Source organism: Sinorhizobium psoraleae (assembly GCF_013283645.1).
Taxonomy (GTDB): Bacteria; Pseudomonadota; Alphaproteobacteria; order Rhizobiales; family Rhizobiaceae; genus Sinorhizobium; species Sinorhizobium psoraleae.
Genome location: NZ_JABEKV010000001.1, coordinates 500,402 through 518,983, shown reverse-complemented (window position 1 = coordinate 518,983; position 18,582 = coordinate 500,402). Strand labels below are relative to the sequence as shown.

18 protein-coding genes and 1 pseudogene are annotated in these 18,582 nt (G+C 62.1%); 3 read left to right on the top strand and 16 right to left on the bottom strand.

Translation table 11 applies throughout. From position 1 onward, the window contains the following. Positions 1-8: 8 nt before the first annotated feature. The 9 genes from ILFOPFJJ_RS02345 to ILFOPFJJ_RS02305 form a co-directional block, all read right to left on the bottom strand. Positions 9-548 (bottom strand): L,D-transpeptidase, encoded by a 540-nt coding sequence (locus ILFOPFJJ_RS02345; RefSeq protein WP_376741391.1) that lies wholly within the window; start codon positions 546-548, stop codon positions 9-11. A gap of 50 nt (positions 549-598) precedes the next feature. Next, complete coding sequence (locus ILFOPFJJ_RS02340) at positions 599-1,741, bottom strand: pilus assembly protein (protein ID WP_173508960.1); 1,143 nt, start codon at positions 1,739-1,741, stop codon at positions 599-601. A gap of 27 nt (positions 1,742-1,768) precedes the next feature. Then, entirely contained in the window at positions 1,769-2,392 is a 624-nt protein-coding gene (locus tag ILFOPFJJ_RS02335; protein WP_173508959.1) for a TadE/TadG family type IV pilus assembly protein, read from the bottom strand. Further along, on the bottom strand, positions 2,386-2,868 hold the full coding sequence (locus ILFOPFJJ_RS02330) for a TadE/TadG family type IV pilus assembly protein (protein ID WP_173508958.1): 483 nt from the start codon (positions 2,866-2,868) through the stop codon (positions 2,386-2,388). Before ILFOPFJJ_RS02330 ends, ILFOPFJJ_RS02335 begins: the two co-directional genes overlap by 7 nt. After that, positions 2,865-4,460 carry a TadE/TadG family type IV pilus assembly protein gene (locus tag ILFOPFJJ_RS02325; RefSeq protein WP_173508957.1) on the bottom strand — a complete coding sequence of 532 codons (1,596 nt, stop codon included), beginning with the start codon at positions 4,458-4,460 and terminating at the stop codon, positions 2,865-2,867. Before ILFOPFJJ_RS02325 ends, ILFOPFJJ_RS02330 begins: the two co-directional genes overlap by 4 nt. Before the next feature lie 98 nt (positions 4,461-4,558). Next, positions 4,559-4,915 (bottom strand): pilus assembly protein, encoded by a 357-nt coding sequence (locus tag ILFOPFJJ_RS02320; RefSeq protein WP_173510133.1) that lies wholly within the window; start codon positions 4,913-4,915, stop codon positions 4,559-4,561. Further along, on the bottom strand, positions 4,881-6,377 hold the full coding sequence (locus ILFOPFJJ_RS02315; RefSeq protein WP_173508956.1) for a type II and III secretion system protein family protein: 1,497 nt from the start codon (positions 6,375-6,377) through the stop codon (positions 4,881-4,883). Before ILFOPFJJ_RS02315 ends, ILFOPFJJ_RS02320 begins: the two co-directional genes overlap by 35 nt. 58 nt (positions 6,378-6,435) lie before the next feature. Further along, on the bottom strand, positions 6,436-7,437 hold the full coding sequence (cpaB, locus tag ILFOPFJJ_RS02310) for a Flp pilus assembly protein CpaB (RefSeq protein ID WP_173508955.1): 1,002 nt from the start codon (positions 7,435-7,437) through the stop codon (positions 6,436-6,438). A gap of 93 nt (positions 7,438-7,530) precedes the next feature. Further along, positions 7,531-7,719, bottom strand: coding sequence for a Flp family type IVb pilin (locus ILFOPFJJ_RS02305; protein ID WP_173508954.1), 189 nt, complete (start codon positions 7,717-7,719; stop codon positions 7,531-7,533). Positions 7,720-8,042: 323 nt separating this feature from the next. Between ILFOPFJJ_RS02305 and ILFOPFJJ_RS02300 the strand changes: the two genes are divergently transcribed. The 3 genes from ILFOPFJJ_RS02300 (at position 8,043) to ILFOPFJJ_RS02290 (ending at position 12,727) form a co-directional block, all read left to right on the top strand. Continuing rightward, complete coding sequence (locus ILFOPFJJ_RS02300) at positions 8,043-8,564, top strand: prepilin peptidase (protein ID WP_173508953.1); 522 nt, start codon at positions 8,043-8,045, stop codon at positions 8,562-8,564. 321 nt (positions 8,565-8,885) lie between these two features. Beyond that, on the top strand, positions 8,886-11,447 hold the full coding sequence (locus ILFOPFJJ_RS02295; RefSeq protein WP_173508952.1) for a GcvT family protein: 2,562 nt from the start codon (positions 8,886-8,888) through the stop codon (positions 11,445-11,447). A 446-nt stretch (positions 11,448-11,893) separates the two neighbouring features. Beyond that, positions 11,894-12,727: a c-type cytochrome gene (locus ILFOPFJJ_RS02290; RefSeq protein ID WP_173510132.1), complete on the top strand. Its 834-nt coding sequence runs from the start codon at positions 11,894-11,896 to the stop codon at positions 12,725-12,727. Between the two features lie 2 nt (positions 12,728-12,729). Here the strand turns inward: ILFOPFJJ_RS02290 and ILFOPFJJ_RS02285 are convergent, their stop codons facing one another. From ILFOPFJJ_RS02285 to ILFOPFJJ_RS02255, 7 genes and pseudogenes are all read right to left on the bottom strand, one after another. Next, positions 12,730-13,143: a c-type cytochrome gene (locus tag ILFOPFJJ_RS02285; RefSeq protein ID WP_173508951.1), complete on the bottom strand. Its 414-nt coding sequence runs from the start codon at positions 13,141-13,143 to the stop codon at positions 12,730-12,732. Further along, positions 13,124-14,011: a cytochrome c oxidase assembly protein gene (locus ILFOPFJJ_RS02280; protein WP_173508950.1), complete on the bottom strand. Its 888-nt coding sequence runs from the start codon at positions 14,009-14,011 to the stop codon at positions 13,124-13,126. The genes ILFOPFJJ_RS02285 and ILFOPFJJ_RS02280 overlap by 20 nt, the downstream gene beginning before the upstream one ends. Next, the gene (locus ILFOPFJJ_RS02275) at positions 13,999-14,310 is read right to left on the bottom strand and encodes a hypothetical protein (protein WP_246299448.1); all 312 of its coding nucleotides are present in this window, start codon (positions 14,308-14,310) and stop codon (positions 13,999-14,001) included. The genes ILFOPFJJ_RS02280 and ILFOPFJJ_RS02275 overlap by 13 nt, the downstream gene beginning before the upstream one ends. Further along, positions 14,307-14,909: a cytochrome c oxidase subunit 3 gene (locus ILFOPFJJ_RS02270; RefSeq protein ID WP_173508949.1), complete on the bottom strand. Its 603-nt coding sequence runs from the start codon at positions 14,907-14,909 to the stop codon at positions 14,307-14,309. The genes ILFOPFJJ_RS02275 and ILFOPFJJ_RS02270 overlap by 4 nt, the downstream gene beginning before the upstream one ends. Then, positions 14,906-16,819, bottom strand: coding sequence for a cytochrome c oxidase subunit I (gene ctaD / locus ILFOPFJJ_RS02265; RefSeq protein ID WP_173508948.1), 1,914 nt, complete (start codon positions 16,817-16,819; stop codon positions 14,906-14,908). Before ctaD ends, ILFOPFJJ_RS02270 begins: the two co-directional genes overlap by 4 nt. Then, positions 16,816-17,802: a cytochrome c oxidase subunit II gene (gene coxB / locus ILFOPFJJ_RS02260; protein WP_173508947.1), complete on the bottom strand. Its 987-nt coding sequence runs from the start codon at positions 17,800-17,802 to the stop codon at positions 16,816-16,818. The genes ctaD and coxB overlap by 4 nt, the downstream gene beginning before the upstream one ends. Then, positions 17,799-18,406, bottom strand: a pseudogene (locus ILFOPFJJ_RS02255) (c-type cytochrome). The gene coxB and the pseudogene ILFOPFJJ_RS02255 overlap by 4 nt, the downstream one beginning before the upstream one ends. Between the last annotated feature and the right edge of the window lie 176 nt (positions 18,407-18,582).

Sequence of the window (18,582 nt, the reverse complement as noted above, 5' to 3'; positions counted from 1 at the left end):
TCTTCCAACTATTTCACAACAACCGTGGCGCCGATCCGCACCCGGTCATAGAGATCGATGACGTCGGCATTGCTCATGCGGAAGCAGCCGGAGGACGCAAAATCACCAACCGTCGACTGGTCGTTCGTACCGTGAATGCGATAGAGCGTGTCGGCCTTTCCCCGGTAGAGATAGATCCCGCGGGCACCCATCGGATTGAACGGCCCGGCCGGCACGAGTTCCGGAAGCCCCGGTACGCGCGCCTTCATCTCGGCCGGCGGCCGCCAGTCGGGCCACTCGGTCTTGCGGCCAATTTTCACGACGCCGCTCCAGCGGAAACCGTCGCGGCCGACGCCGATCCTGTAGCGGATCGCCTGGCTGCCGGAGAGGACGAGATCGAGTGTCCGGCTTTCACTGACGATGACGATCGTGCCGGCTGGATAGTTCTGCTCGGAGGTAACGGTGACGCCGGTTGCCGGCCCGAGGTTCCGCGGCACTCGCTCGCTCGCGGCCGCTCCCTGCAGCCAAAATGCGAGCCCGAAGGCGACCGTCGCAAACACCGCCCGCATCATCCGGCACCCTCCTCCCTCGCCGCGCCGCCTTCGCTGCTCGCTTGCGTTCATCGAACAAGCGCTCCGAGTTTGCCGACGGCCTTGCAGAAGCGCGAACGCGCATTCACCTCCACCGGCAGCACGCCGCGGTTGACGGCCTCGCTCAGCGTGTCCCAGTCATAGGCGACAACATGCGCGTGGGTTTCCTTGAAAATCCTGTCGGCCTGCTCCCGGCGCACCCCGAGGCTGAAGAGCTTGGTGCGGTATTTGTTGATGACGACGAAGATCGAATCCGGGCTGCCGCGCAGGCGGACCAGATTGAGGTAGAGTTCCTTGGCCTGGTGCAGCGCGGGAATTGTCATTTCCGTGACGATCGTGATGCTGTTGACCGATCCCAGCACGTCGTCCTTCCAGGGCGTGCTGTAGTAAGGGATATCGAGGACCGTCTGGTCGCTTTCGAATGCCGCGACATCGAGCATGCGCAATACCAGTTCGGCCCCCTTGGGCGACAAAAGGACCGATGGCTGCTTGAACGACAGCAGCGAAAAGCCGCCGGAATGGCGCTTGCGCACGAGATCGACGAATTCGAGATCGACGCGCGATGGATTGGCGATGACCGGCATCAAGTCATAGTCGTTGACGAGGTTGAGGTAATAGCCGAGCGACCCCGAGGAGAAGTCCATGTCGAACAGATCGACTCGCGGGGTGGAACTTTTCGTAGGCTGGGCCAGCACGTGTGCGAGCGAGGATGCGATCACGCTCGCACCCGCCCCGCCGACGGCCGAGACGACGGCGTGGACGCGGCTGTCGCTCGCGCCCGCCGTCGGCGCGTGCGTGGAGATCATGTCGATCAGCGCGCGGCGCTCCAGCGGCTTCTTCAGCCAGTCGTTGCCGTTGAGGCGGAAGAGCAGCCGCAGCTTGTCGTCCGGCAAATCCTCCGAGACGACGACGAGCGGAATGTTGCGGTGGCTGGTGCGGAAAGAAAAGAGCTCCGGCTGATTCAGCATGTCGCCGTTGTCGACATCGAGCACGATCAGATCGAACTGCGCCGGATCGAGCCGCCCCTTCTCGCTGAACGCCTTCAGCGCCAGATGACGCACATCGTAACGTGAAAGCGATCCGAAGGTATCGAGCATGAAACTTGCCGCCGCAGCGTCGTCGGAAAGGACAAGGATCTTGGTGGACGCTACGAAGTTCATATGGGCTGTCATCTCGCTTCCCCACGCAATATCAAGGGCTCAGCAGGTTGAACATGTTTTCAAGTCTTCCGTCGTGATCGTCACCGGATGGGCGGGTATCGTGACGTCATTCAGCCCGAGCAGCCCGCCGAGGACAGGAAGATCGAAAGTGACGTCGCGCACTTCCAGGCGCATGGTCAGCACCGGCCCATTCGGCCGCCCCCAGTAGCCGAGACCGGAGCGCTGATAGGTGACCACCAGCTTGTCCGGCGTGATGCGCCAGTTGAGATCGCAGATGCCCGGTCGCGGATCGCCGGCCGTGCCGCAGGCACCGTCGCTTCCTTGGACGATCCGGCTCAATTCCGCGCTGCAGTTGGCAAGAGCCGGCCCACAGGTCGACGTGATTGTCGCATCGTTGGGCGCGGCCTTGCCGTTATCGAGCGGATTGGCGGCACTAATCGGGAAAGCGGTGTCGAAATTCGAGGTCAACGGATCGGATACGGCCGCGAGCCGCGCGCCATATTGCAGCGCCTTCACCGTCTGGTTCCACTGTGACATGGCGTAGCCGAACTCGACGAAGGCGGCGAAGATCAGGATCACGATCGGGAACGTCAGCAGTGCCTCAACAAGGCTGACGCCGCGCGTATCCTGCCAGAACGAGACGAGGGTCCGGAAGATCACCATCCGATATACCTCTCTTCATGGGAGGACGTGATCGTGATCGCACCGACACCGAGCCCGGAGAACAACGGAGAGGTTTCGTAAAGATGTGCCGTCGCAATGGTGATCGTGCCGTCTGCACTGACCGGTGTTACGGTGATGTCGGCGAGGCTGGGTCCCCAACCGCGAACCCGCAGGCGGGCGTTTGCCGCAGGGCTCTGCGTCCCATAGAAGGCGATCAATTTCGCGGTTGCTTCCGTACAGTTCGCCGTATAGGTCGGTGAGGTCGGCCGGCAGCGCGACAAGTAGCGTCCAGCGTCGCGCAGGCCCGCGTCGATCTGCATCCGCTCCCAGAAGATATTGCCGAACTCGAGAATTCCCGCCGTAAAGAGGGTCACGAAAGGCACCACCGCCAGCGCCTCGACAAGTACAGCGCCGTCCTCCCTCCGCCAGAAGGCGGATCGAAGCCGAAGCGGCAGTATGGTTGCCAGCATGATCATCGGACCAGCTCCGCTTCTTCGCGCAGGAACTCATCGAGCGTACCGCGGCCGCCTCTGCCGGTAATGTCGATCATTTCCATCGAGAGATAGCGTTCGCCGCTGTCAGCTATCGCAGGCTTGGTCAGGAACATGCGGGCGAAGGCAATTGCCCTCGTATCCACGCTGTGTCCCGTCAAGCGACCGGCATTGTATTCTTCCTTGCAATTGACAACGGCAGCAAAGATCTCGCGACGATCGCCGTATTCGCTGGCCGTGTAGTTAGAAAGATCCGGTCCGCTATAGCATTGCCCGCCCGTCAGCGGCGTGCCTGTCTCGCCATTCGCGGAGGTGTCGCCGATCCGCGCGGGATTTGCGAGCTCGTAGCGATAGACATCGTAAGCCGAAGGCTGCGACGGCGAGCCGGCTGGCGATGGGTAGCTCGAATAATTGCTCAGAATATCGCCTATCGTGGGAGTCGCTATCCCATCGTGCGCGACGCCCCAGTAGGTGCCGTACTGCCAATTGTTGCCGGTGCTGATCTTACCGCCCGTGAGGGAGCTCATGGCGGCCCCATAACCGAGGGGCACGGCCTGCGCGGTATCGCCAACCGTGCTGCCTGACATGACCGGGTTGTAGTCGCCGCAGATCTTGTTGGCACCGCCCGTCTGCGATTGCGCGGACCGCACGTTTCGGGCCGGGCGGTAGCGACCGTCGTTGCGCGCGTTCCCGAACGAGCCGGAATAAAGGCCGAAGCGCGTGTTGAGGCCGGCTTCCACGGGACCGGCATTGGCACCCGTCTTGGTTTCCAGCGCGTCCCGCTCGTAGCATACGCCGGGCGAGCCCGTGGCCAATGCCTCGGCAAGCACGTTCGCCCCATTCCCATAGGTCGCCAGGAACCCGAAATTGCCCGGCCCCGGAGAGCTGGAGGATGTGCTGTGTAGCTCGATCTGCACACCGTAAAGGGCGCCAGCGGCGAAATTCGTGTGCAGCGCCTCGGCCGCCGCCGCACCATTATTTCCCGACGGGTCTTCGAAAGGGTTGCAGATATAGATCGGCGTCACGTCGCAGGCGCTTGCCCGGTAGACGGCCACCGCTTCTGCGGAAACATTGATCGTATCTCGGTTGAGGCCGACGGGAATTGGAAAGATCGTCGTCATCGCGTGGTCTTTGGCGACGACCCGGGCATAGGATGCCTCATGGGGATCCGTCGTCACCATCGCCGCGGTGATCGGATCGTCATCGTCAGCCGGAATTTCCTTGAGATAGGTGACCGTGACCGTGCTCCCGGCATCATTGCCCGCATCGTAAGTCACCGTGATGTGCGAGCCGAGCGACATTCCGGTCCCGCCGCCGCTGAAGGCGGCGCTGTTGGTGAGCGTCTCGATCGCGGCATCGGCCCGGTCGATCGCGTCATCGCGGCCGTCGAGCTCGCGCGCGCCGGCGAGCGCCATGGCATCGACCGCATTTTGAAGGTCGGTGTGAAGATTGCCCGTGCGACCGACATCGATGACAAGCAGCGAGAGGCCGAGCAGCAGCGGCATGGAAATCAGCGTCAAGACGATGACGTAGCCACGATGATCGTCCCAGAACCGTTTGATAGCCCCGTTCAACATTGACATGCCCCCCGGTCGCGGCGGCCCTCTATCGCCGCGACGTCCTGTTTCTATGGTATTCCTTTCCGGCGCCGCTGCCGTTTACGCTTGTCTCGCAATCACTGCCCGTAGCCCGCTCCGCCACCGGGTGCCGCTCCGTTCATTCCAGCGGGCGGCGTGGCAGTGGGCAGGATCACCGCGGTCGGCGGGGGCGCGCTGGTTGGCGCACTGCCCTGATAGCTGCGGATCGCCCGATGGATGACCTTGCCGTCGCTGGCGATATGCGTGTTCTGCGCCACCCTCGGGAAAGGCTCCTGTATGTGAATGCCCTTGTTGGCTTCGGCCGCATTGCCAAGCCCGAAGGTGATCGAGTCTCGGTGGTTCATGTAGTCCGCGCAGCCCGAAAGAAGGGCCGCGGCGGCGAGGATCAGGAAGGCGCGCTTATCTCTTGGCAACGGCAAGTTGGCCTCCCACATCAAGATCGAGACGGTGGCCATAGGGCCCTTTCACGCCTTCGCCATTGCGGAAGCGCCGCAGCATGTCCTTGTCCACTTCCATGATGCCAAGCGCGAACAGCTCCCAGTCGTTCGACGACCGCGTCTGCTCGAGCGGACTGTAGAGGTCTTCGCCGGGCGAGGCCGGCCGCACGATGTGCGGCGTCACGACGATGACGAGATCGGATTCCCGCTTCAGGAAGCTCGTCGAGCGGAACAGCGCGCCGAGCACGGGGATCTGTCCAAGCCCGGGCAATTGCTGGACATCCTTGGCATTGATCGACTGCAGGAGGCCGGCCATGGCGAAGCTCTGGCCATCGCGCAGTGCAACCGTCGTCCTCGCGGCGCGCGAGATGAAGCCAGGATTGCCGTTGACGTTGATCGATTGATCGAGCTCCGAAACTTCCGGCTCGATCCTCAGGTTGATGAGCCCGCCGTCGAGCACCACCGGCGTGAAGGTGAGTCGCACGCCGAACGGGCGATAGTCGGTCTCGGTCGCAACCGTCGCACCGTTTGCGACCGTCCTCTGGATCGGCACCTCGCCGCCGGCATGGAAGCTCGCGGTCTCGCCGCTCATGGCGATCAGGTTCGGCTGCGCCAGGCGGCGCACCAGCCCCTTCTCCTCAAGCGCATTGATGACCACGTCGATGCGTGTCCCGGAAATCTCCAGAACCTTGGCGATGATCTGGCCGAAGGGCTGCATGCCCGTCGCGGCGCCTGCAGCATCCTTGAGATCGAATACCAACTGATCTTTATCGTTCGTGGTCAAACCCAGCCGGGGCGACAGAGTCCCGAGGCTGCCGTTCTTGGCGTTGCTGCCAGCCCAACCGATGCCAAGGTCGCGGCCGGTCTGGCGCGAGGCCTCGATCACCCGGACCTCCAGCATCACCTGCTGGGAGTCGCTCACCCGCAACTGGTTCAGGACCGGCTCTTCGGAATAGGACTGGGCGATTTCCATCACCCTTTGCAGTTCGACCGCATCGCGGACCGTGCCCGTCAGGCGAATGCGGTCGTTGGAATTGAAGACCCGGACCTGCGACGAGGGCGCGGTCGAGCGGATTGCGGCGGCCACTTCGCTGAAATCGCTGGCAACGCGCACATCGATGACGCCGATGAGCTGCTTGTTGTCGTCATAGACCGAGATGTTGGTGGCGCCCGTCTGCTTGCCACGGATGAAGAGCGACTGGTCGGAGAGCGGCACGACGTCGATCAGGTCGGCGCTGCCGATCACCAGATCGCCGAAGGGCTTGCCGGTCCTGATCGTCAGCGTATCGTTCGGCGGCAACGTCACGTGCTGAACCGAACCTGTAAGGCTCACGAATTTTTCCTGGGCACTGGCAGGGCCGACCGGACCGGGACCCCAACAACCAAATGCAATCACTGCCGCGACTGTCGCCGCAAGAGTTACGGCTCTCGCCGCTCCCCTATTCCATCCCCTCGACATTCCCGCTTTAGCCTCCGCTCCTTCGGCCGCCGCGCCCCGCGGGCAAGCCGCATCCCCGTCACTGGACCAGCCCGACTCGGTGCTCCTCGCGCTTCGTCGTGTTCCAGACGCCCACCGTCGCCCACTTCGGCTCGACCGGCAAGACCGGCTCGGCTTTTCGCTCGACAATCTGCACCTGTTTCTCGCGAGCAGGCGCCTTCATCTTGTTTTCGACCGAGTCAATGCGGCCGCTGAGGTCGTCCCCGACCTTCCGCACCAGTCGCTCGATGGTGTCGAATCGCCCGTTGTCGGCGTCCTTGGCGAGTTCGGTCGCCAATGGGCCGCCGCCGAGATCAGTCATGGTCAGCCTTCGCGTCTCCTCGACGGAGGCCGAGGCAATGTTGCGCAGTGCCAATGACAGCGTGCCGATATTCGCGCCGAGCGTGAGCCGCTGCGCCTCTTCGGTCGTCACCTCGAACGTGACGGTCTTGACGACGGAAGGCTCGTCCTTGCGCTCATCCGCAGACTGGTCCACCGCCAACACCTTTACCCCTTGGAGCAGCACGTCGACAAAGGTCTCTTCCTTGTTCCGCTCCTGGTTCTGAACCACCCGCGTCAGAAGCACATCGACGCGATCCGAGGGGCGCACGAAACCGGCAACGCCGAGCACGTCGTTAACGCGTATGGAAATGGCCTTCATGCCCGGATCGAGCGCCGCAGACAGTGTCGCGCGCTCGCCAGCACCGGTGATCTTCGAGGAGAGCACCGGCTCGCCCGGATCGATCGCCTCCATCGCGTAGCGCGGCTCGGTATCATCGCCGACGACCGCCGCAATGGCATCGAACGAGCCTTCGGGTCGTTCTTCTGACGGCCAGGGAATGGACTTAAGGTTTTCCGGACGCACCCGGTCGCCGAAGCGCATGGGCTTCGCAGCAACGACGAGCGTCCTTTCCTCGGGCGTGGTGCCGTTCGCGGCCGCGAGCCGGGCCTGCTGATCGGCGAGATAGGTGCGCGTTGCGAAAACCGCCGCGAAGGCAAGTAAAAGAGCGACAACGAGACTGATGATCGTCGACGAGCGCATCGCCGATACTCCATACTTAATCGAAATACTTTTCGACAATAGCTAAAATACAAGAGAGGGGTTAACGAACCCCTCTCTTCTGCAATAAACACATTACGGAGTCAGGTTCGCCGTAAACCAGCCTGCCCAGCCGTTCCAGACCGCGCTCAGGTTCGTCCCGGCCAAGGTGACCGCGCCGATCACGCCACCGACGAGCAGGGCCAGAAGAATCAGGTATTCGGTCAGCGCGACGCCATCTTCTTCCCGCGCGAAAGCGCGTACTTTAGACAAAAGTGCTTTCATCGAGAATTACCTCCAAAAATATACTGCGTGCCGCAATTTCCCCCGGCCCGCCTTGTCATCGAGACCACCTCTCCGACTAAGATGATTAATAATCCCTTAATTATTATATCGTCAACTGCTCAAACGTGATTGCTTTCGATATCTATAGTTTATGGTTAAGATCGGAACTGGCAAGCGGCTGGAATATTTCGGGCCTCATCTGCCACAATGCGACACACCGAAATATTTCTTGATGTTTTTCTAGCCCGAAAGACTTAGGAAAAACTGCAAGTCAAGCACCTTTTTTGGTGGTATAGCTCGAAAGAGGAAGCGGAAAACCAAATATGATGCCGACGGTCAACTTATTTACTGCTCTCGCAGTATTGCTTTTTCTCTATGCCGCCTGGAGCGATTTCCGGAGCTGGAAAATCCCGAATGCCGCCATTCTCGCCCTGGTCGGCCTCTATGCCGTCAATGCCGCAGTGGCGCTGCTGATGGCCGAGGATATCGGCGCGGCGCTGTTTTCCTCCGCCGGGATCGGCGGCGATGTCGGCGCCGGCCTCCTGCTCTTCGTCCTCGGCTTCGGCCTCTGGCTTTTCCGCCTTTTCGGCGCCGGCGACGCCAAGCTTTTCCTGCCGATCGGCCTATTCGTCGGATGGCACGGCATGCTGCCTTTCGCGATCTTCCTCTTGATCGGCGGCGTATTCACAATACTGGCACTGAAATTGCCGATGCCGCTGCAACTGGCGCATCTGTCCTTTTTCACGCGCATCGAGGAAATCCGCGCCACACGCAAGATCCCTTACGGCGTGATCATGGTCTTCGCCACGATCGCCGCCCTCGCCCTGCGCTACGGCAACGCGTGACGGAGCGGCTGTCAAACGTTTACCATCCGAGGCCGTGCCCGCCTTGCGCCGGCAGGGGGCCATCGCCGCGCGAACGCAGCCGTCGCGTTTGATGGCGCATTCGAACCTCGCCGGATTTCCCTATGATTCGGAGCACATTTCGGTGCTCTTCGGCGTTTTCCTCACGATATCAGTGGGATGGCGGCCCCGACAATCATGCGCCAGCGGTCCGCGGACTATCCCATTCTGGTCGTGCAGCATGATGATTATGTCGTAGACAGGCTGTAGTCGTGGCGCAGCAAGCCCTAATATCCGGCTTCCAAACTAACTAGGGTCGCACTCATGGCAGAGTTTCCGCAAAAGTCGAAGGTCGTAATCATCGGCCTTGGTGGTATCGTTGGCGCGTCGATCGCGCATCACCTGATCGAGCGTGGATGGGACGATATCGTCGGCATCGACAAATCCGGCATTCCGACCGATATCGGCTCGACGGCGCACGCCTCTGATTTCTGTTACACCACGAGCCATGACTTCCTGTCCTGCTGGACGACCCTCTACTCCATCGATTTCTACGAGAAGATGGGCCACTACGCCCGCGTCGGCGGCCTCGAAGTTGCCCGCGTCGGCGACGACGATCGCATGGAAGAGATCAAACGCAAGGTGGCTTCCGGCAAGGCCTTCGGCACCCGTGCGCGCCTGATCGAGCCGGCCGAGATCAAGGAGCGTTTCCCGCTGATTGAGGAAAGCATGGTGCAGGGCGGGCTCTGGGATCCGGACGCCGGTCTTGTCATTCCGCGCTCGCAGACGGTTGCCGGCAAGCTGGTCGACCAGGCTGTCGCTGCCGGCAAGCTCCAGGCCTTCGCCAACACGCCGGCCCAGTCGCTCATCATCAAGGACGGGCGCATCAAGGGCGTGGTCACCCATCGCGGCACGATCGAAGCCGATTATGTCATCGTCTGCGCCGGTCTCTGGGGCCGGCTGATCGCGGAATTGGCGGGCGAGGACCTGCCGGTCATGCCTGTCGACCATCCGCTGACCTTCTTCGGCCCCTATAACGAATTCGAGGGCACCGGCAAGGAAATCGGCTGGCCGCTTCTGCGCGACCAGGGCAACTCCGCCTATATGCGCGACACCGGCGATCCGACGACCGCTGAAGGCGGCCAGATCGAGTGGGGCTATTACGAGGAAACGAACCCGCGTCTGTGCCATCCGCGCGAACTTCTCGAAAAGCATGAAGCCCGGCTTTCGCCCTCGCAGCGCGACCTCGAAATGGAACAAATCCTGGAGCCGCTGGAGCGAGCGATGGAGCTGACCCCGATCCTCGGCGAACTCGGCTACAACGAAAGCCACTCCTTCAACGGCCTGCTGCAGGTGACGACGGACGGCGGGCCTTCGGTCGGCGAAAGCCAGAAGGTCAGGGGCCTGTGGTACTGCGTCGCCATCTGGGTGAAGGACGGCCCCGGCTTCGGCAAGCTCGTCGCCGACTGGATGACGGACGGGCGCACCTCCATCGACCACAACAAGATCGATTATTCGCGCTTCTATCCCCACATGCTCGAGGAGAAGTTCATCGAAAGCCGTTGCGGCGAGGCCGCGCGAAAAATCTACAATCCGGCGGTCCATCCGCGCGAACCCTATGACACCGGCCGCGGCGTGCGCCGCTCGCCCTTCTGGGAGCGCGAGAAGGAACTCGGCGGCCACTTCATGGAGCTCGGCGGCTGGGAGCGCGCCCACGGCTACGCCGCAAACGAACATTTGCTCGAGAAATACGGCGACCGTATCCCGGTGCGCGAGAACGAGTGGGACAACCGCCATTTCTGGCGCGTCTCCAATGCCGAGCACCTCGCCATGAGCGAGGATTGCGGCATGGTGAACCTGTCGCATTTCTACATGTTCGATGTCGAAGGCCCGGATCATGTCGAACTGATGGAATGGATCTGCGCGGCCAAGATCGGCGGCGACGCCAATATCGGCAAGGGCATCTACACCCACTTCCTCGATGACGAGGGCATGGTGCGCGCCGACTTGACCGTCATCCGCATGGCCGATCGCTGCCGCGTGATCGACGGCGCCGACGCCGGCCCGCGCGACTTCCACTATGTGCGCCGGATTGCCGAGGCCAAGGGTTTTGACGTGACGGTCACCGACGTCACGGAGAAATACGTGACGATCGGCCTTTGGGGCCCGAACGCACGCACGACCTTGCAGAAGGTTGTCGAGAACCCCGAGGGCCTGGCGCCGGAGAACTTCCCCTTCGCCGCGATCAAACCGATCCGGATTGCCGGCAAGGATGTGACCGCATTCCGCATCTCCTATGTCGGCGAACAGGGCTGGGAACTGCACATGGCCTATGGCGATGCGCTCGCGGTCTGGGACGCGCTCCGGGCAACCGGCGTAATGGCCTTCGGCGTCGAGACCTATGCCAACAGCCGCCGCATGGAGAAGAGCCTGCGCCTGCAGAATGCGGATCTCCTCACCGAATACAACCTCTTGGAAGCCGACCTCGCCCGCCCGAAGGTCAAGGAGGCCGACTTCCGCGGCAAGGCCAAGCATCTCGAGCACCGCGCCCGCCCGCATCAGCCGGCGATGCTCTGCACGCTCGTCATGACGGACAATGTCGATTCGAAGGGCGTCGCCCGATATCCGGTCGGCATCCTTCCGGTCATGGATCCCGAGACCGGAGAGACGCTCGTCGATGAACTCGGCCGCCGGTCGTTCACGACCTCGATCGCCTACGGTCCGACGATCGGCAAGAACATAGCGCTTGCTTATCTGCCCTGGTCCCATTGCCAGGTCGGCCGCAAGCTCAAGGTGGAATATTTCGGCGAGACCTATCCCGTCGAAGTCGCCGGCGTCGGCTACAAGCCGCTCTACGATCCGGAAAACCTCAAGCCCCGGACCTGATCTTTCCGCGATCGCGGCAGACACACCCCGAGGTACCTGACAAGCGTGCCCGCTCTTGACCGAGCGGGCACGCTTTTTTGAGCGATGCCGAGTGCATCGCGAGCGAGGACGAACAAACGCCGCCGCCAGGCGAACAAACCTGGTCAGGAGAGCGTTTCCATTCGAGCTTGCAGGCCAAGCCGGCACGCAACACATGAGGACGACGAACCAAGAGCACTTATTTGCCCTACGGGCAGCGACACGCCCGGGCCGCTCGCAAAGTTCGATCGCCCAAATACAGCCGAAGGTCATCGAGTAAGTCGCTGATGGAGACTGGACGTTCCCTTCCCGAGGCCGACGGCAGCCGACCTGCTTCTCTGCGGGCTGGCCTGACGGGGCTTGTCTTCAACTGGCCGCTGGCGCTGGCTGTGGCGGCGTTCGCGGTCGGCGCGTGCTGGTTCCTGACTATGCCGGCCCCGAAGTTCGATTCCGGGTCGGCGTTGAACGAGGGCAGCGCGCCGCGTGGCGCGATCATCTTTGCCGCGGGAGGTTGCGCCTCCTGCCATGCCACACCGGGACAGCCGGATCACCTGAAACTCGGCGGCGGCCTCGCGCTCGCATCGCCATTCGGGACGTTCAGGGTCCCCAATATCTCGCCCGATCCCGTCGACGGCATAGGATCATGGTCGGTCGCCGATCTGGCAAACGCTTTGATCAGCGGCGTCTCTCCGGAAGGCAGGCATTATTATCCGGCATTTCCCTATCCCAGTTACACCGGCATGACGCTCGACGACGTCAGGGACCTCTATTCATATCTGCAGACGCTGCCGCGCGTTTCCGGCCGCGCGCCGCCGCACGATCTCTTCGTCTTCTTCCGCGTCCGCCGCGGCGTCGGCTTTTGGAAGCTGCTGTTCTTTCACGAAGGCAAGTCGGAGGCTGTCCTGACCAGGGACCCCGTTCGCGATCGGGGAGCTTACCTCGTCGAAGCTCTCGCGCATTGCGCCGACTGTCACTCGACGCGCAACATCTTCGGCGCGGTCAAGCCGGGCGCTCGCTTTGCCGGAGGACCGGATCAAGAGGGGACCGGTTTCGTCCCCAACATAACGCCGGAGCGGATCGGCCATTGGTCCGAGTCCGATCTTGCGGAAATGCTAACAAGCGGCAGGACGCCCGATCATCGGCGAGTGGGATCAACGATGATCGACGTCGTTGCCAACACATCGCAACTGCCGCAAAGCGATCGAATGGCGATCGCCAGGTACATCAAGTCATTGCCGCCTCGCACCACACCGCATCCTTGAGGTCATTGCGAATAAAGATAGGCCGCGAGATGCCTCGCCTCCGGCTCGGTGATCCCGGTCGCCGGCATGGCGGAACGTTGCGAAAACCGCTGCGGGGAGACGATCCAGTTTATGAGGTTTTCCGCCGTATTCTCGACGACGCCGCTGAGATAGACGCGCTCGCGCAGGTCGACAAGCGGACCGCCGACCTTGCCATCGGCACCGGGTACGCCCGGAATGACGTGGCATCCGCCGCAGCCATACCTGCGAAAGATCGGCGGCGCTAAGGATGGATCGCCCTGCGTCATTGCCTCCGCCACGGAGCGCCGCTGCTGCCTCTCCTTGACGACACTGGCGGCAACCATGACCAAAGGCAGCACGACGACGATGCTCGCCAGGATCAGGGGAGCTTTAAGGTCAGCGGAAGCGGCTTGCATCAAGCCCTCCTCGGCTCGAATTTGAAATCCACAGCGCCAGCAGCACCAATGCCGCTCCGCCGTAAATGATACCGCCGGGCATCCACATCAACATGCCGGCCAATTGCTGATCCTCGAGCTGCGTCAGGCCCCATTCCGGCGCCGCATGCGTCTGGACTGGATAGACGACGCGCGGCGCAAGCGCGATCAGGGCGCCGAGGGCGCTGGTGTGCAACATGGTCAGGAAAAGATGCCACGCCGCCCGGCCCCGGTCGCTCCGCCAAAAAATCGACCACCAGAACAGAAGCGCTGTCATGAAGAAACTGAGATGTTGCAACCGGTGGAGCGTCACATCCGCAAGCGTTGCATCGAACAGCACCGGAGCGTGCCAGGCCCAAATCGCTGCCCCATGCAATAGAGTGGCGACGCTTCCGCGGGTAAGCCAGTCCCATGCGGCCAGGACAACCTTTTCCTTCATCGCCCGCCTCGTCAGGCGCCGGATCGTCCTCGGCAACCCCCAAAAAAGCACGCCAACCGGGCGCGCGAGAACGAAAAGAGGTGCCGAGACCGCCATGACGAGCTCATGTTCGATCATGTGCAGGGCGAAGAGATGCTCGCCAATGAAATGCAGAGGCGAAACCAGCGCCGCCACGAGCACCAGCCATGCGGTCCACCAGATCAGACTGCCCCCCGCAGTGATGCCGCGGCCGCTCCCCGAGCGCCGCCACAGCCTGAAGGAGCCAAACGCGTAGAGCAGTCCTGCAACAACGATCGGCGTAACAATCCAGCGATCGAAGCTCCAGACGAACGCGGAGGCATGCGGCTGCGTCTCATGGGCCGCAGCCGGCCCCGCAAGGGACAACACCAGCGCGGCAACTATCGTAGGCATGGGTCGAGCAGCATCGTAGCCGCTCCCTGGAGAAGAAGGGCAAAGGCGAAGGCGAGACCGACAAGCACGTTCAGCCTGGCGATGAACATCTTAGTTCGCGGCCCGCTTTGCGCGAAACGGCGATGGGAAACAAGGGCGCCGGCAAGTGCCAGGATCGCAGCGCCGAACGAGGCGACGACCGACCAGGAAGTCCCGGCGCCGCAATCGACGTAGGGCAGTATCTGAGCAAGCTCGGTGTTGATCGCCCACGCGCCGGGCGCCAGAAGCAATCCTGCGTATTTCGCGATCCCGATGCTCATAGGCGGGGCACCCAGTAGATACAGACATAGAGAGGAAGCCACGCGACGATCACGAAGTTCCAATAGAGGGCATTGTCTTCGACATCGCCGTAGCGGCGCGTGTTGTCGCCGTGCCGGCTGAACATCAGGCAGGTCAGGACGAGCGTATCGATGAGGTCGGTGATGATGTGGGCGGTATGGAGCCCCAGCAGCGTCCACACGATCGAGCCGTAGGCGTTTTCATCCCAGCTGACATACATGGCAGGAAATTCGAAGATGCGCAGCGCCAGCGGCGCCGCCTCCAGGAGCGTCATCACGATCAGCCCGATACGAACCTTCGCAAGCGCCCTCGCCTTCGCCCAACGGGACACGAGGATATTCGGGACGATGCTTGCCAGAAGGAGCAGCGTGAGCACGGTTCCGGCGAAAAGATCCGGCGACGGCGCATCGATCGGCCACTTTGGAGCGAGGCTGAACAGATAGAAATAGATCGCAATCGCCAAGGCAAAACCGCTGCCTTCGATGAGCATGAAGGCGCAGGTTCCCCACCAGGCTGGGCTGGCGATGCCCATGCCATGCATGGGCAGTTTCGATACGTCCAGCACCACTCTTTCCTTCATGACGTGTCCTCAACCGTGCCCTTCGGCCAGAACCAGCCGATCAGGGTCACCGCGATGGGGATCGAGCCCCAGACGACCGCCCACGGCGTGAAAATCGAACCGATCAGCATGATCGAAGTGGCGATCGCCGCCCAGAACGGCCATATCGAATCTCGTGGTGACGATTCCCGCGCTTCCGGCAGGGCCTCGACCACGCTGCTTACGATGAGTTCCCGCCGATCGACCTGCAGCCCCTTCGTGACGGCGAGTGCCTCGGAGCGCGACCAAAGAGGTTCGCGGGCGTCGACGACGGGAATCCTGCGAAAGTTATAGGCCGGAGGTGGCGAGGCCGTTGCCCATTCCAGCGTCCCCGCCTTCCAGGGGTCTGGTCCGGCTGGTTTGCCTGATCGCCAGCTGCGGAGAGCATCGACGAAGAAGATGACAAAGCCGGAAACCAGGACGAGCGCGCTCAGGCTGATGAAGAGGTTCAGCCCTGCCCACGGCAGCTCCGGCTGGTACGTATAGACGCGACGCGGCATCCCTTGGAGGCCGAGGATGTGCATCGGGAAGAATGTCAGGTTGAAACCCAGGAAAATGAGGCCGAAGGCCCATCGGCCGAGCGTTTCGCTCATCATCCGGCCCGTCATTTTTGGAAACCAGTAGTAGATCGCGCCGAGCAGCGGAAAGACGGCGCCGCCGACGAGCACATAATGAAAGTGGGCCACTACGAAATATGTGTCATGGACCTGGGTGTCGAATGGCACGGATGCGACCATGACTCCGGTGAGGCCCCCGATCACAAACGTGACGATGAAGCCGATCACGAACAGAAGCGATGTCGTGAATACCGGCCGCCCCAGCCACAAGGTCGCCAGCCAGCAGAAGATCTGAACCCCCGCGGGTACGGCGACCGCCATGCTCGACGCCGTGAAGAAACTCTCGCCGAGCCGCGGCAGACCGACCACGAACATGTGATGCACCCAGAGGCCGAAGGCCAAGATGCCGGTGGCGATGAAAGCCATCACCAGCGGCAAGTAGCCGAATACGGGGCGGCGTGCGAACGTGGCGACGATCGTCGAGACCATGCCCGCGGCCGGAAGAAATATGATGTAGACCTCGGGATGGCCAAAGAACCAGAACACGTGCTGCCAGAGCAACGCGTCGCCCCCTTCGTCCGGATTGTAAAATTGCGTTTCGACGAGGCGATCGAGGATCAGCGTTGAACTTGCGAACATGATCGCCGGCATCGCCATGATCACGATGAAGGCCATGACGAGCATGGACCATACCAGCAGGGGGATGCGATCGAGCGACATGCCGGGAGCGCGCTGTTTGAACACGGTCACGACGATCTCCACCGCCACCGCGAGGGCCGACAGCTCCGTGAAGGTGATCATCTGCGCCCAGATGTCGGCGCGCTTGCCGGGACCATACTCCGGTCCGGACAGCGGCACATAGGCGAACCATCCGACGTCGGGTGCCGCATCAAGCGCGAAGGAAATCCACAGGAGCAGGCCGCCGATCAATATGATCCAGTAGGAAAAGGCATTCAGCCGCGGGAAGGCGATATTGCGGGTACCGACCATGAGCGGCACGAGGTAGATGGCCATGGCTTCCATCACCGGGACCGCGAACAGGAACATCATGGTGCTCCCGTGGGTGGTGAATATCTGGTTGTATCGGTCGGAATCGAGAAAACGCGCCTCAGGCCAGGCCAGCTGAATGCGCATCGCGATCGCCAGCAGCCCTCCTAAAATGAGGAAGACGAATGCGGTCACGATGTAGCGCCGCGCAATGACCTTGTGGTCGACCGTCGCAAGCGCACCCCAGAAGCCGGGCGACGCACTCCAGGTTTGCGACAGATGTCGTTCGAGCACGGCATCGTCCAACCCGTCGTCCCTCAGCGGCGGCCGCTTCCGGTCCTCAATCATTTAAGGACCTCCATATAGGCGGCAAGCTGCCGCAGCTCGTCGCTTGTCAGAGGAACCAGCGGCATGTTGTTTCCGGGCTTCAGCGTCTGGGGATCGGCGATCCACGCGGCAAGCGAGCCACGGGTGTTTTCGAGCAGTCCCGCTGCAATGGTGCGGCGGCTGCCGATATGGGTCAGGTCGGGCCCGGTCGTTCCCGACGCTCCGGTGCCGCGTATCGTGTGGCATGCCGCGCATTGCCTGGCCATGAACACGGCTTTCCCTGCGACCGCCTCCGCCTCGCTTGGCTCCACGCTCGTTCCGCGTTGTCCCTCGGCCCATCGCTCGTGATCGGCCTCCCCTTCGGCGATTACGAAGAGGGCCATGTGGCTGTGTTGCAGACCGCAGAACTCGGCGCACTGGCCGCGATAGACGCCCGGTCGTTCCGCGCGGAGCGTCAGGATGTTCTCGCGGCCCGGGATGAGATCCTGCTTGCCGGCGAGGCTTGGCACCCAGAAGGAATGAATGACGTCGCTGCTTTCGAGCCGCAGCCGCACATCTTTCCCGATCGGGATGTGGAGCTCGTTGGCCGTTACGAAGGTTTGGGTGGAACGCGGATCGACATAGGTGAATTGCCACCACCATTGCTGCGCCCTGACAACGATTGTCAGCTCCGGATCCTCAGCCTCGGAGAGCGCACGGGTGGTATAAAAGCTGGCGATCGTCAGTCCACTGACGACCAGCACGGTTGCGCCGACCGCCCCGGAAACGGCGACGGTCGCTTTCCGCTCCGAAATCGCACCGGTCGCTTGATCGCGCCGACGCGCGAGCGCAGAAACCAATGCGATCATCACGAGGAACCACACCGCGGAACAGACAAGCACCATCGCAAGAATTAATTCCTTGAGCACAATCGCGGCGTGGCCATTGGCGTCCAGGACCGACTGGGCACCGCTGCATCCCGAGATCAGGAACGCGAGCAGGAGGAGGATCGAGTTGCGCTTCAAGACGGCGGCCCTCGCTCCGACGGCGGAGGTGCCGGTTCTTCGTTGAAGAGAATGGCGGCCGCGCCCGATTCTCCGCCGGTCGGGTATGCTTGTCGTCGTTTCTGCTCGGAGCCGCCAAGGAAGCCGAATAGGCGCCTATCGTCCGGACATAGCCCGCAAGCTGCCAGATCTGTTCCGTTGTCATCCTGCTACGAAAAGCCGGCATTCCATGCGGGCGCCCATCTCGAATGGAGGCTGCTATCGCGACCGCAGAAGGCCCGTATAACCACCATCCGTCCATCAACGACGGACCCGCGCCGCCTCGACCGTCGCCGTGACAGTAAGCGCATCCGAACCAGGAATAGAGCCGCTTGCCCTGGCTCAGATCATACGCGCTCGTTTCATACGGCTTGTAGAGCGCGAAATAGACCTCGGGGGGCGCACCGCCGATGCCGGTCGGCATCAGGCGCAACTCGTCAAGGGCGGCTGCTACCGGAGGGTCTATCCGATACTGCCGCGGCTGACGTTCCAATCCGACGAGAGTCGCGATACCAGCAAGCGCGACGGAGAATAAGGCAATGGCCAACGGCTGAGCAACGCCACCCCTGAGAACCTTGCCTGGCATCATTTAAGCTCCAGACCACTGGCCCTTACAGCGCCGCGCGTCTAATCGGACGCGCAAGGGTCGCTGTAGAACGTTGAATTTCTGCATGATTTTGTCCTTAAATCGATTCCGATCTAAGGAATCATGCAGTAGCCAACGAGCACCTCGCTGAACCGGCGGAGGTGTACCGGCAAGAG

What these genes read in the sequence shown, in the direction of transcription:
- ILFOPFJJ_RS02290 (WP_173510132.1), top strand. Translation starts at nt 11,894, where the DNA reads ATGCCGGCCCCGAAGTTCGATTCCGGGTCGGCGTTGAACGAGGGCAGC.
- ILFOPFJJ_RS02270 (WP_173508949.1), bottom strand. Translation starts at nt 14,909, where the DNA reads ATGAAGGAAAGAGTGGTGCTGGACGTATCGAAACTGCCCATGCATGGC.
- ILFOPFJJ_RS02345 (WP_376741391.1), bottom strand. Translation starts at nt 548, where the DNA reads ATGCGGGCGGTGTTTGCGACGGTCGCCTTCGGGCTCGCATTTTGGCTG.
- ILFOPFJJ_RS02305 (WP_173508954.1), bottom strand. Translation starts at nt 7,719, where the DNA reads ATGAAAGCACTTTTGTCTAAAGTACGCGCTTTCGCGCGGGAAGAAGAT.
- ctaD (WP_173508948.1), bottom strand. Translation starts at nt 16,819, where the DNA reads ATGATTGAGGACCGGAAGCGGCCGCCGCTGAGGGACGACGGGTTGGAC.
- ILFOPFJJ_RS02280 (WP_173508950.1), bottom strand. Translation starts at nt 14,011, where the DNA reads ATGCCTACGATAGTTGCCGCGCTGGTGTTGTCCCTTGCGGGGCCGGCT.
- ILFOPFJJ_RS02295 (WP_173508952.1), top strand. Translation starts at nt 8,886, where the DNA reads ATGGCAGAGTTTCCGCAAAAGTCGAAGGTCGTAATCATCGGCCTTGGT.
- cpaB (WP_173508955.1), bottom strand. Translation starts at nt 7,437, where the DNA reads ATGCGCTCGTCGACGATCATCAGTCTCGTTGTCGCTCTTTTACTTGCC.
- ILFOPFJJ_RS02330 (WP_173508958.1), bottom strand. Translation starts at nt 2,868, where the DNA reads ATGATCATGCTGGCAACCATACTGCCGCTTCGGCTTCGATCCGCCTTC.
- ILFOPFJJ_RS02315 (WP_173508956.1), bottom strand. Translation starts at nt 6,377, where the DNA reads ATGTCGAGGGGATGGAATAGGGGAGCGGCGAGAGCCGTAACTCTTGCG.
- ILFOPFJJ_RS02300 (WP_173508953.1), top strand. Translation starts at nt 8,043, where the DNA reads ATGATGCCGACGGTCAACTTATTTACTGCTCTCGCAGTATTGCTTTTT.
- ILFOPFJJ_RS02325 (WP_173508957.1), bottom strand. Translation starts at nt 4,460, where the DNA reads ATGTTGAACGGGGCTATCAAACGGTTCTGGGACGATCATCGTGGCTAC.
- ILFOPFJJ_RS02275 (WP_246299448.1), bottom strand. Translation starts at nt 14,310, where the DNA reads ATGAGCATCGGGATCGCGAAATACGCAGGATTGCTTCTGGCGCCCGGC.
- ILFOPFJJ_RS02320 (WP_173510133.1), bottom strand. Translation starts at nt 4,915, where the DNA reads ATGTGGGAGGCCAACTTGCCGTTGCCAAGAGATAAGCGCGCCTTCCTG.
- ILFOPFJJ_RS02340 (WP_173508960.1), bottom strand. Translation starts at nt 1,741, where the DNA reads ATGACAGCCCATATGAACTTCGTAGCGTCCACCAAGATCCTTGTCCTT.
- ILFOPFJJ_RS02335 (WP_173508959.1), bottom strand. Translation starts at nt 2,392, where the DNA reads ATGGTGATCTTCCGGACCCTCGTCTCGTTCTGGCAGGATACGCGCGGC.
- ILFOPFJJ_RS02285 (WP_173508951.1), bottom strand. Translation starts at nt 13,143, where the DNA reads ATGCAAGCCGCTTCCGCTGACCTTAAAGCTCCCCTGATCCTGGCGAGC.